The sequence below is a fragment of the Roseobacter sp. MH60115 genome (genome assembly GCF_015644665.1).
GTDB lineage: Bacteria > Pseudomonadota > Alphaproteobacteria > Rhodobacterales > Rhodobacteraceae > Roseobacter.
Genome location: NZ_JADOBQ010000011.1, coordinates 81,800 through 93,381, shown reverse-complemented (window position 1 = coordinate 93,381; position 11,582 = coordinate 81,800). Strand labels below are relative to the sequence as shown.

The 11,582-nt window shown below is 62.3% G+C and carries 14 protein-coding genes and 1 pseudogene; 6 read left to right on the top strand and 9 right to left on the bottom strand.

Annotated elements, in window-relative coordinates; genetic code table 11:
• The 3 genes and pseudogenes from ISX84_RS23325 to ISX84_RS22035 form a co-directional block, all read right to left on the bottom strand.
• A pseudogene (locus ISX84_RS23325) lies at positions 1–112 on the bottom strand ((2Fe-2S)-binding protein); the annotation flags it as partial.
• A 112-nt stretch (positions 113–224) separates the two neighbouring features.
• Positions 225–1,229, bottom strand: a complete 1,005-nt coding sequence (locus tag ISX84_RS22040) for a molybdopterin-binding protein (RefSeq protein ID WP_195822576.1) — start codon at positions 1,227–1,229, stop codon at positions 225–227.
• Entirely contained in the window at positions 1,226–2,194 is a 969-nt protein-coding gene (locus ISX84_RS22035) for an XdhC family protein (RefSeq protein ID WP_195822575.1), read from the bottom strand. The genes ISX84_RS22040 and ISX84_RS22035 overlap by 4 nt, the downstream gene beginning before the upstream one ends.
• A 158-nt stretch (positions 2,195–2,352) precedes the next feature.
• On the opposite strand from ISX84_RS22035, the gene ISX84_RS22030 reads away from it, so the two are divergent.
• Positions 2,353–2,589, top strand: a complete 237-nt coding sequence (locus ISX84_RS22030) for a BolA/IbaG family iron-sulfur metabolism protein (RefSeq protein ID WP_195822574.1) — start codon at positions 2,353–2,355, stop codon at positions 2,587–2,589.
• A gap of 60 nt (positions 2,590–2,649) precedes the next feature.
• Positions 2,650–3,012, top strand: a complete 363-nt coding sequence (grxD, locus tag ISX84_RS22025; RefSeq protein WP_195822573.1) for a Grx4 family monothiol glutaredoxin — start codon at positions 2,650–2,652, stop codon at positions 3,010–3,012.
• A gap of 80 nt (positions 3,013–3,092) precedes the next feature.
• Here grxD and ISX84_RS22020 read toward each other — a convergent pair whose 3' ends face one another.
• From ISX84_RS22020 to ISX84_RS22010, 3 genes are all read right to left on the bottom strand, one after another.
• Positions 3,093–3,293, bottom strand: coding sequence for a hypothetical protein (locus ISX84_RS22020; protein WP_195822572.1), 201 nt, complete (start codon positions 3,291–3,293; stop codon positions 3,093–3,095).
• A gap of 506 nt (positions 3,294–3,799) precedes the next feature.
• Positions 3,800–4,192, bottom strand: coding sequence for a cell division protein ZapA (locus tag ISX84_RS22015; RefSeq protein ID WP_195822571.1), 393 nt, complete (start codon positions 4,190–4,192; stop codon positions 3,800–3,802).
• Entirely contained in the window at positions 4,192–4,677 is a 486-nt protein-coding gene (locus ISX84_RS22010; protein ID WP_195822570.1) for a hypothetical protein, read from the bottom strand. Before ISX84_RS22010 ends, ISX84_RS22015 begins: the two co-directional genes overlap by 1 nt.
• A 280-nt stretch (positions 4,678–4,957) precedes the next feature.
• Between ISX84_RS22010 and tkt the strand changes: the two genes are divergently transcribed.
• On the top strand, positions 4,958–6,976 hold the full coding sequence (gene tkt / locus ISX84_RS22005) for a transketolase (RefSeq protein WP_195822569.1): 2,019 nt from the start codon (positions 4,958–4,960) through the stop codon (positions 6,974–6,976).
• 60 nt (positions 6,977–7,036) lie between these two features.
• On the opposite strand, the gene ISX84_RS22000 is transcribed toward tkt, so the two are convergent.
• Positions 7,037–8,008, bottom strand: coding sequence for a DUF808 domain-containing protein (locus tag ISX84_RS22000; RefSeq protein ID WP_195822568.1), 972 nt, complete (start codon positions 8,006–8,008; stop codon positions 7,037–7,039).
• A 214-nt stretch (positions 8,009–8,222) separates the two neighbouring features.
• Between ISX84_RS22000 and gap (ISX84_RS21995) the strand changes: the two genes are divergently transcribed.
• The 3 genes from gap (ISX84_RS21995) (at position 8,223) to gap (ISX84_RS21985) (ending at position 10,541) form a co-directional block, all read left to right on the top strand.
• Positions 8,223–9,224 (top strand): type I glyceraldehyde-3-phosphate dehydrogenase, encoded by a 1,002-nt coding sequence (gene gap / locus ISX84_RS21995; RefSeq protein ID WP_195822567.1) that lies wholly within the window; start codon positions 8,223–8,225, stop codon positions 9,222–9,224.
• Positions 9,225–9,340: 116 nt separating this feature from the next.
• Entirely contained in the window at positions 9,341–9,484 is a 144-nt protein-coding gene (locus tag ISX84_RS21990; RefSeq protein WP_195822566.1) for a hypothetical protein, read from the top strand.
• Positions 9,485–9,539: 55 nt separating this feature from the next.
• Positions 9,540–10,541: a type I glyceraldehyde-3-phosphate dehydrogenase gene (gap, locus tag ISX84_RS21985; protein ID WP_195822565.1), complete on the top strand. Its 1,002-nt coding sequence runs from the start codon at positions 9,540–9,542 to the stop codon at positions 10,539–10,541.
• On the opposite strand, the gene coaD is transcribed toward gap (ISX84_RS21985), so the two are convergent.
• A complete protein-coding gene (gene coaD / locus ISX84_RS21980; protein ID WP_195822564.1) occupies positions 10,538–11,035 on the bottom strand; it encodes a pantetheine-phosphate adenylyltransferase in 498 nt (165 codons plus the stop codon). The genes gap (ISX84_RS21985) and coaD overlap by 4 nt on opposite strands.
• 99 nt (positions 11,036–11,134) lie before the next feature.
• A complete protein-coding gene (locus ISX84_RS21975) occupies positions 11,135–11,569 on the bottom strand; it encodes a CBS domain-containing protein (protein WP_195822563.1) in 435 nt (144 codons plus the stop codon).
• Between the last annotated feature and the right edge of the window lie 13 nt (positions 11,570–11,582).

Genomic DNA, 11,582 nt, shown 5'->3' with positions numbered 1-11,582 from the left:
CATGCGTCCCCGTCAGCTGCAACTCATCCCGCAAAAACGACGACAACAACGTCCGACCCTCAACAGAACCAGAACGCAAAACTCCATTCACAAACATCTCAACCATAAACATCTCAAAAACTCCCTCCGCTTTACCTTTGATCCGAGTTAAGCATGCTGCCGACGCCTTGAGAACCTCAAACTTCCCGAAGAAGGCCGCCCATCAGAGCACACAACCGCTTGGACTACTTGGACGTCCTGCCCGCACGCGGCTGTGGCCGGGACGGGATTTCCTTCAACAGCCCGCCGACCCCCATCGCCGCAATATCTGCGTCCCGGACCTCAAGCCCGCAGACAACCCGCGCCAGCACCCAATCGGCGCCGTTCAGCGCGGGTGACCGCGCGCAGCCCGGCAGGCCAATCACCGGATTTTGAGAGATATGACCTAAAAACAACAGGTTACCCGGATCGACCGGCATGCCGAAACGTTCCACAGTGCCGCCCGCTCGACGCAGCGCGGCAGGGGCCACATCATCGATATCAGAGGTGGCCGAGCCGGTTAGGATCAAGGTCAACCCCTGCGTCCTGTCTGTTAGCGCCCGGGACAGGGCGGCCTCGTCGTGCGGTACGACCTTTGGTGCGTCCATCTCCAGTCCAAAAGCAGCAACCCGATCCGCAATCGCCTTTTGACCCTTGGTGCCCGCGCCTCCCCCGATGTCCGTGACGATCAGATTGACATGATCGATCACCGGCGGCGCAAGCCTGATTGCGGCCTCAGCCGCCCGGCACGCCGCCTCCAGCGCGTCCTGCGGCACGGCGTATGAGATGATCTTGATCGTCGCGACCATGCCGCGATCCGCCATCTGCTGGAACGGCGGCACGGTGGCCAGGGTGATCATCGGGTGGATCTGATTGACGGCCTCCAGGGCCGCAACATTCAGCACCGCGACACCGGGACCCTCGGCCAGAAGGTTTACCCGACCGGTGAAAGCCTCCGTCAGGTGCAAATGCTGGCCCCCAGGGTCCGGCACCAGTGCTTCGGCCAGTGCCCGGGCGGCCTCATTTTCGAACACATCACCCGCTTCAAGCCGGGCGACGGTGACCTCTTTGACGCCTGCGTCTGCGAGCGCTGCAATATCGCTGGCATCCAGCACCCGTCCCTTGCGCAGCCTGCGCCTTGCGCCAAGGGAAACGGAGTGGGCCAGCACCGCCCCCTCGGCGTGATCAATCTCGACCGGACCGAACTTCACGCGCCGCGCCTCAGCACCCGCGTCATTTCAGCGATGATGGCGACCGCAATCTCCGGCGGTCCGGCAGCACCGATATCAAGGCCAATCGGCCCGTGGATACGCCCCAGATGATGCGGCTCAATGCCCGCATCCGCCAGACGCTCCAGCCGGGCCGCATGGGTCCGCTTGGAGCCAAGCGCGCCGATGTAAAAGGCCTTCGAGCGCAGGGCGATCAGCAGAGCTGGATCATCCAGCTTGGGATCGTGGGTCAACAGAACCACCGCTGTCCGACTGTCCACTCCCACCGCCTCAAGCGCCTCATCCGGCCAGTCCGACAGGATCCGCTCCCCCGGAAACCGCGCCTCGGAACCGAAGGCCGCGCGGGGGTCGACGACATAGGGGTCATACCCTGCAATCCGCGCCATCGGCATCAGGGCCTGCGCGATATGCACCGCCCCGACAATGACGAGGCGCAGCGGCGGATTGTGAATGCCGACAAAGACATCACCCTCCTGTTCAAACCCGGAGCGGTCCATTGCAAAGCGGGCCTCATAGCCGTTACGCACAAGACTGCGCGCGCCGGTTTTGACATTGACCTCATAGGCCACCGGCTGGCGCGCGGCCCGCGCCTCCATCAGCTCGCGCAGCAAGACCTCGGGCAGGACCGAGCCGACAGGTTCCACCAGGATGCGGATCGTCCCGCCACAGGCGAGCCCGACGGCAAAGGCGTCGCCGTCGCTGACCCCGTACTCCAGCAGCCGCTGCTCGCCCTTCTCCAGCGCCTCCGTGGCTTCCAGCACCACCGCACCTTCAACGCAGCCGCCCGAGACAGAGCCCTGCATCTCGCCATCCCCGGCAATGACCAGCTGCGCGCCGACGCGCCGCGGCGCAGACCCCCAGGTTTCGACCACGGTGGCAAGCACGGCGCCGCGCCCGGCCTCATGCCAGGCCAGAGCCTGTTCCGGCGCATTTTCAAAAACATCCATTCTGGCTCTCCCTGTCCGGCACTATTGATCATGTCGCAGATATTGTCTGCCCAAAATGCGACCTTACGCCTGATTGCCAACCGTCGCGGTCAATTGACGTCTTGTCCCCGCCCCCGCCGCGCCTTACATCTAGCGCAAGACCAAGATGGAGCCGCCAGATGCCAATGCAAGCCCGCGAAATCGAAGACCTGCTGCGCGCCAGTTTCCCGGACGCACAGATCACCGTGGAGGGCAGCGACGGCGTGCATATGGCGGCGATGGTCGTCGACGAGAGCTTTCGCGGCAAGAACCGGGTGCAGCAACAACGCGCGGTCTATGCCGCCCTCAAGGGCAAGATGGATGGCTCCAACGGCGAACTTCACGCCCTGGCCCTGACCACCAAGGCGCCCGACTGACAATATGAACGCAGGTGGCGTCCGGATCGTGACGCGCACCCAGACCCGAAGGAACAGACTATGGCCGACGCAGCAACACAAATCCAGGAAACCATCACAGCCAATCCTGTTGTCCTCTTCATGAAGGGCACCAAGGAGATGCCGCAATGTGGGTTTTCAAGCCGCGTCGCCGGTGTTCTCAACTACATGGGCGTCGAGTTCTCGGACGTGAATGTGCTGGCGGATGAAGGCATCCGGCAGGGGATCAAGGATTTTTCCGACTGGCCGACAATCCCGCAGCTCTATGTCAAGGGCGAATTTGTCGGTGGCTGCGATATCATCACCGAGATGACACTCTCGGGCGAGCTGGACACGCTGTTGGAGGAAAACGGCGTGACCTTCGACAAGGACGCTGCAGACAAGATCCGCGAAGCAAACGGCTGACCTTTGCCGGGGGGGGTCGGCGCGCCAACGTTTCGAACACAAGGGGGCGATTGGCGCCCCCTTTTTTTGTCGCCTCACTCCTAGCTGCCGAATGCGGCACCCGCGCCGCTCGACCGGTCGCCGCCGCGTGATGTCATGCTGCCGGACGCTTGGTCGCGACCACCGGGTTCGGCACAGCGCACCGTGATCGTGGCATAGGCACAATCGCCCCGCGGATCGTACGGGTTAACCGTCCCATCCACCGTCACCGCTCCGACGCAGCCATTATTCCCAGCAGGCATGGTCGCGCACCGGGCGCAGTTACACTGGTCACCGCCGCGCCGGTTGCGGTGAAAAGGGCGTTGCCTATCTTGTCATAGATCGGGTCCGATTGGATTGGCTCAATTCCCTGCCCGGGCCACATGTTGCAATTCTTTTTCTAAAGCGGTCTAGCGAAAAACCTCACCGCATCATCTGGCCTGGAGTCCAGACCGGCAGCGGACCGGAAGCCGATCTGGCGCAGGAAGCCTATGGGGATTCAGGGAATCGCATGGACGGCACCGAGGTCAGGCCGATCCGCTCTTGAAGCAGGGATAGAGAGCTGAGGTCTATGTGGTTCACCCAAATCGCGGGCACCGGCTGGCACAGAGCACAGACAAGCTCACATATTCCAGCACGGCCGTTTTAGGATCGTCACGCGCGTCCAGTTGGTGAGAGGCAAGTCCAAACCCTGCCACCAATGCGCACGAGAACATTCCCACTCTGGACGGCAGGCAGCCGCGGAATACAGGAGCAAAACAGCCGCGCTTTATCCCGCCGCCTTCTCCTCCACGGACGCGGCAAGTGCTTCGGCGCGGGCGGCCAGTTCGGCAAGCGTATCACTGACCGCCTGGGGCACCACGGGGACCTCGATGCGCTCCGGTTCTGCTTTCGACTCGCGCAGGCTAGCCAGCTCCGCCTCGCAGGCGGTCAGCTTGGCTTGTACTTCCGCCACGCGATCCTCGACGCTCGCCGTCTTATCCGCCAGCATCAGCCCCGCCATCAGCAGCATCCGCGCTTCGGGCATGCGGCCCGCCTGATCCGCCAACACCTGTGCTTCATCGTCGAGCATCTTGGCTGCCGTATGCAAGTAATGCTCTTCGCCCGCCTGACAGGCGACATCGAATTGGCGACCGCCGATGTGGATTGTGATCTCGGGCATCAGCTTGCCTCCTCCGGTTGCGCTGCATCCGCGTCCAGCAGCGGTGTCAGGGCGGCAATGATTTCGTCGGCTTCCGCAACCTCTGCGGCGCGGGCAGCCCGCAAGGCCTCCAGTTCCGCCATCATCGCCTTGTTGATCAGGTGAGGCTCTCCTACCCCCTCGGCATTGGCCGTGCGCAGCGCTTCGCAGGCTTCAGACAATTGCCCGTTGGCCCGCCGCAGCCTCTGCAAATCGAGATCGAGCTTCTGCATCCGCTCCGCCGCCTCGGTGGCCTTTGCCTCCAACCCGGCCAGCGCCTTTTCCTGACGCTCGCCCAGCACCCGTACACGTTCGGTCAGCTGTGCGTTGACTGTCTTTTCGTCGTCAAGCGCCTGTCTGAGCGCGTCGGCGTCATCCCCGCCCGAAGAGCCAAGATCGTCCAGCCCCCGCGCCACGCGGTCCATGGCCGCCATAATCCGGCTGTGCAGTTCCTCGATATCGCTCATGCCCACCTCATTATCTCAGTTTGCGCGCCGGCGCGTCGCATCTGCGGCGCCGAATCGCTCTGGGTTTCGTCAAGGTTAACTCTAATCCTGCGGCGCAACAAATGCGGCTTTCTTTGCGATCAAGCGCTTGGCAGGCGCTGTTGAAGTCCCAGGCGGGGTAAAGCCGCCGTGCCGCCCTTGATCTTTGTGAGGCGGCTGATATGCAGCGCTGAAGCCTTGGCCAATTGGCCAAAAAGTGCCCGTTCCGGGCCGATCTGAACCGACAAAGGATACCTGCTCCGTGGATCTCAAAGCCCTTGCTGCCGCCAACCCCGATCACTGGGCCAAAGCCACTGCCATCCGTGCCCTGACGCTGGATGCCGTGGCGGCGGCCAACTCCGGCCACTCGGGCATGCCCATGGGGATGGCGGATGTGGCGACCGTTCTTTTTGAAAAACATCTGAAGTTCGATCCCAGCCAGCCGAACTGGCCCGACCGTGACCGGTTCATCCTCTCGGCAGGCCACGGCTCCATGCTGCTCTACTCCCTTCTGCACCTGACCGGATATGCCGACATGACGCTGGAGGAGATCAAGAATTTCCGTCAGTGGGGCTCGCGCACTGCTGGTCACCCCGAATACGGCCATGCCTCGGGCATCGAAACCACAACGGGCCCGCTGGGACAGGGGATCGCCAATTCCGTGGGTTTCGCCATGGCCGAGGAAATCCAGCGCGCCACTTACGGCAAGAAGGTGGTGGATCACCACACCTATGTCATCGCCGGGGACGGCTGCCTGATGGAGGGCGTGAGCCAGGAGGCCATCACGCTGGCCGGGCGGCATCAGCTGAGCAAACTGATCGTGCTCTGGGACAACAACAACATCACCATCGACGGGCCGGTGACCCTGTCTGACCGCACCGATCAGGTGGGCCGGTTCAAATCGGCGGGCTGGGCCGTGCTGGAGATCGACGGTCATGATCCGGCGGCCATCGACGTGGCCCTGACACAGGCCAAGAAGGGCAACAAGCCTACCATGGTGGCCTGCAAGACCCACATCGCCTTGGGCCACGCGGCGCAAGATACCTCGAAAGGCCACGGTGCGCTGACCGATGCCGAGCAGCTGATCGCGGCCAAGGAGGCCTATGGCTGGAAAACCGGTCCCTTCGAGGTGCCTGCGGATGTGAAAGCCGCCTGGGAGGCCATCGGTGCCCGTGGGGCAGAGACCCGCAAGGCGTGGGAAGAACGCTTCGACACCCTGCCCCGCGGCAAGCGCGAGACCTTCAACCGCGCCTATGCTCTGGAGGCGCCGAAAAAGCTCAGCGCCGTGATCAAGGCGTTCAAGAAACAGATGTCCGAGGGCGCACCGAAACTGGCCACCCGGGCAAGCTCCGAGAAAGTGCTGGAGGTCATCAACCCGGTGATGCCGGAAACCGTGGGTGGCTCGGCGGACCTCACGGGGTCGAACAACACCAAGACCGCCGATCTGGGTGTCTTCGACGTCGACAACCGGGACGGGCGCTACGTCTACTGGGGCATTCGCGAACATGGGATGGCCGCCGCGATGAACGGTATGGCGCTGCACGGCGGGCTGCGTCCCTACGGCGGCACCTTCATGTGTTTCACCGACTACGCCCGCCCATCGATGCGGCTGGCTGCCTTGATGAAAATCCCTACGGTCTTCGTGATGACCCACGACAGCATCGGGCTTGGCGAAGACGGCCCCACGCACCAGCCGGTGGAACATCTGGCGATCAGTCGCGCGACACCCAACACCCATGTGTTCCGTCCCGCCGACACGATAGAGACGGCAGAGGCCTGGGAACTGGCCCTAACGTCGAAAAACACACCGTCGGTCCTCTCTCTGACCAGGCAAGGCCTCAGCACCGTGCGGACCGAGCACAAGACCAAGAACCTCACCGCCCAGGGCGCCTATGTGCTGGCGGACGCGGAAGGCAAACGCCAGGCCATCCTGCTGGCGACCGGGTCGGAGGTCGAGATTGCCATGGCCGCGCGGGATATCCTGCAGGCCGATGGCATCGGCACCCGCGTCGTGTCCATGCCCTGCTGGGAGCTCTTTGAAGAGCAGGACGAAAGCTACCGCAAGCGCGTTCTGCCCGGTGGTCCGGTGCGGGTCGCGGTCGAGGCCGGTATCCGCTTCGGCTGGGACCGCTGGCTCTTTGGCGAGCGCGGTCGGCGCGAAAAGGCTGGCTTTGTCGGCATGCATGACTTCGGCGCCTCAGCACCGGCAGGCACGCTTTATAAGGAATTCGGCATCACCGCCGAGGCCGTTGCCGAGAAAGCCAAGGCGCTGATCAAGTAACCACGCCATCAGCCAGCAGGTAGGGTGGGCTTTCAGGCCACCTTACCTCCGGCCCGCAGCTTAATGCGACGCTTCCTCTTTGCCGCCAAGCGCGGCAAAGAGCGGCGCGATCACCCGGGTCACAACCGGGATCAGCAACATCCCCAGCGCCAGGCCAAAGATACCGTCGAAAAGGGCCGTTACCAGCCATTCGACAAAACCGGAGCCCTGCGCCACCGCATCGGCAACAATCACCGCGATGTGGTGGATCTCATCATACAGCCAAGGCATGCCCAGCACCTCCAGCCCGTGGATGATGATGGACCCGCCCACCCATAGCATCGCGGCGGTGCCGACAACGGTCAGCAGGGTCAGCAGCTTCGGCATGCCCTTGACCAGCCCCCGCCCCACCGCACGACCGGAGCCGGTATGGCCGTTTGCCGCCAGCCAGACGCCCACATCGTCCATCTTCACGATCAAGGCCACCGCGCCATAGACAAAAACCGTCACCGCAACACCGGCGAAGGCCAGCGTCGCCGCCTCGAACCAGAAACTATCCGCTTCGATGTTCGACAGGATGATCGTCATGATCTCAGCCGAGAGAATGAAATCCGTCTTGATGGCGCCCTTGACCCGGGTTTCTTCCAGATGCAGCGGGTCGCCAACGGACATGTCCTTTTCCACATGCGCGTCGCCATGCGGGTAAAGCCAGTGAAAGATCTTCTCCGCCCCTTCGAAGCATAAATACGCCCCGCCCAGCATCAGCAGCGGGGTGATGACCCACGGCGCGAAGGCATTCAGCAGCAGCAGAGCGGGCAACAAGACGATCAGCTTGTTGAAAAGCGACCCCTTGGTGATCTTCCAGATGATCGGCAGCTCGCGTTTGGGCTCAAAGCCGGTCACATATTTCGGCGTGACCGCGGCATCGTCGATCACAACACCCGCCACCTTGGACCCGGCCTTGGCCGCCTGGCCCACCACATCATCGACAGAGGCCGCCGCCACCTTGGCAATCGCCGCCACGTCATCCAGCAACGCTAGTAACCCGCTCATCCCGAAATCCCCTGTCCTGATTGCCGGTGCAACGCAGAGGTAGAGTGATGGTTCCCGTTTGGCAATGCATCACTGGTCGCGCTAACATCGGTGCATCGCAACAGACTGTTGCCAAGGTTTAACGCTAACACGCGGAAAACACGTCGTTTTAACCATTCCGCGATGCAGCGTTTCCGGCTATAGAGCCATCAAATGTTCCGTTTGGAGAGTAATGATGACCATCAAAGTCGGTATTAACGGTTTCGGACGCATTGGCCGCTGCACGCTGACCCATATCGCAACATCGGGGCGCAATGACATCGACGTCGTGGCCATCAACGCCACGGGGCCGCTGGAAACATCCGCGCATCTGATCAAATACGATTCGGTGCATGGCCGCTTTCCCGGCAATGTCGTTGTTGGCGCCAACTCGCTGGATCTCGGGCGCGGGCCCATCCGCATGATGTCGACCTACGACATGAATGAACTCGACTGGACAGGCGTCGACGTCGTGCTGGAATGCACCGGCAAGTTCAACGATGGCGACAAGGCAAAGACCCATATCCAGCAGGGCGCGAAACGGGTGCTGATCTCTGCCCCGGCGAAACGTGTGGACCGCACCATCGTCTATGGCGTGAACCACCGCGAATTGCTGCCGTCCGATACCGTGATCTCCAACGGGTCCTGCACCACCAACTGCCTGGCCCCCATGGCCAAGGTGCTGGATGAGGCGATTGGGATCGAACGCGGGATCATGACCACGATCCACTCCTATACCGGTGACCAGCCGACGCTGGACCGCCGTCACGATGACCTCTACCGCGCCCGCGCAGCCGCCATGGCGATCATCCCGACCTCGACAGGGGCGGCCAAGGCCCTGGGAGAGGTGTTGCCCAACCTTGCAGGCAAACTCGACGGCACCGCCATGCGCGTGCCCACGCCCAACGTCTCCGCCGTGGATCTGACTTTCGAGGCCCCCCGCGATGTGACCGTCGAAGAGGTGAACGAAGCCCTTGCGAAGGCCGCAAACGGCTCCATGTCCCGCGTGATGGGATATGATGCGGAGGCCAAGGTTTCCATCGACTTCAACCACACCGAACAAAGCTGCATCATCGCCCCGGAACAGACCAAGGTGGTGGGCGGGCGTACCGTCCGTGTGTTGGCCTGGTACGACAACGAATGGGCTTTCTCTGCGCGGATGGCAGATGTTGCCGTCGACATGGGCCACCTGGGCTGATCTCTCCCGGCTTGCGGGCCTGAAATGAGGCTGTCATACCCTGACCGGTGAAAGGGTGCTGCAATGCAGGCCCTTGGGATGCCCCGGTTCCGGCATCCTGTCGGGAAAGGTGTCTTATGACCAATCGCATCGCCATCGTGCTGGGCACCCTCCTCCTGCTCCTGCTGGTGGTCGATGTTTTGCTCTTTGGCACGGAGCATCTTGTGTTTCTTGGCAAAAAGCTCTTTGAGTTGATCGAATGGCTCTCCTTCTGGAGATAAGACAGACGGGCGTCCGCCGGGCCGACGGACCCTTTGCAAAGTGGAACTTCAGGCTATGACACTCAAACTGGGCATCAACGGGTTTGGCCGTATTGGACGGACAGTCCTGCGCGCGCTGCACGACAACGGACACAGCGACATGCAGGTGGTGGCGATCAACGATCCGGCACCGGCGGCAACACTTGCCCATCTTTTCGAATTTGATTCCACCCACGGCCCCTACCCCGGTCCCCTGAGCTATTCGGACGGGGGGCTCGACCTCGGCGCGGGCACGATCAGAATGACGTCCGTGCAGGAGCCAACTGCGATCACCTGGCCCGATGTCGATATCGTGCTGGAGTGTAGTGGACGGTTCACCACCCCCTTGCGCGCACGTGAACATCTGTCCCGGGGCGCACGCCGCGTGTTGCTGTCAGCGCCTGCCAAGGGTGCGGCCAAGACGGTCATCGAAGGCATCAACGCCGAGACCATCACGGCAGAGGACCTGCTGATCTCCAACGGGTCCTGCACCACCAACTGCCTGGCTCCCATGGCCAAGGTCCTGCAGGACAGTTTCACCATCCGGCGCGGGATGATGACGACCGTGCATTGCTACACCAGCAACCAAAGCCTGCATGACGCGCCGCACGATGATCTCTACCGCGCCCGTGGGGCAGCGGTCTCGATGATCCCCACGACCACCGGAGCCGCACAGACCCTGGGCGAGGTGCTGCCCGATCTGGCCGGGCGCATTACCGGTCAGGCGATCCGCGTGCCTGTGCCGAATGTGTCCTGCATCGACCTCTCGGTCGAGGTTGCCACCGCGACGGATGCCGAGGCCGTAAACGCGGCGTTTCGCGCAGCGGCGGACGGGCCGATGCGCGGGGTGCTGTCCACGACCACACGCAAACTCGTGTCGTCCGATTTCAAGAAAAATCAGCACAGCGCCATTGTCGCCGAAGATCAGACCCGCGTGCAGGACGGCACCTGGGTCCGGGTGCTGGCCTGGTACGACAATGAATGGGGCTTTTCCAACCGCATGCTGGACGTGGCCGGGCGGATGGGCGCGCTGCTCTAGGTCTTGCCCAGCTGCGCCATCAGCGCCGTTTTGACCCTTGGGGTCACGAATTTGCTGATGTCCCCGTCCAGACGGGCGATTTCCTTGACCAGCTTGCTGGCAATCGCCTGGTGTTGCGCCTCTGCCATCAGAAAAACGGTTTCGATCCCATCGTCCAGCTGCCGGTTCATGCCGACCATCTGATACTCATATTCGAAATCCGCCACGGCGCGCAGGCCCCGCACGATGATCTGGGCACCGACATCACGGGCGCAATCGATCAGCAGATTTTCAAACGGATGTACGCGGATCTCGATGCCGGTCTGCTTGGCCAGTTCGGCGCATTCGGCCTCGATCATGGCGACACGTTCTTCGAGATCGAAAAGCGGCCCCTTGTCCCGGTTGATCGCAACCCCCACCACAAGCCGGTCGAGCAGAACCGCTGCACGTCGGATGATGTCGATATGACCCAGCGTGATCGGATCGAAAGTGCCGGGATAGAGGCCAACGCGCATGTGGGCTCTCCTGTCGTGAGAATTCGTGACACACGACCATTTAAGCCATGGGATTGCAAGTCCTTAACGCCGGGGTGTCCCGATAAAGGTCACGCGGGGTCAATGCCCCATGATCATGCCTTCGAGCGCGTTCTTTTCCATCGCCAGTTCCATCAGCTTGGCCTTGACCACATCCCCCAGCGAAATCACCCCGACCAGCTTGCCCTTTTCCAGCACCGGCATGTGGCGGAAGCGGCCGTCGGTCATCTTCTGCAGGACCGCGTCCGCCGCGTCATCGCTGCCGCAGGTCACCAGCTTGGTGGTCATCAGCGACTCGACAGGGTGTGTCAGGCACCCCGCTCCGCGCGCCCCGATCTCCCGCACGATATCCCGCTCCGACAGGATCCCATCGGCGTTTGTACCATCGCGGGAGACGACCACCGTACCGATGCGTTTGTCTGACAGGATTTTCGCGGCCTCGGACACCAATGTGGTTGGAGACACTGTAATAATGTCATGTAAAGCTTTGGTTTTCAGGATCTGTGACACCAACATGCGAAACCTCCTT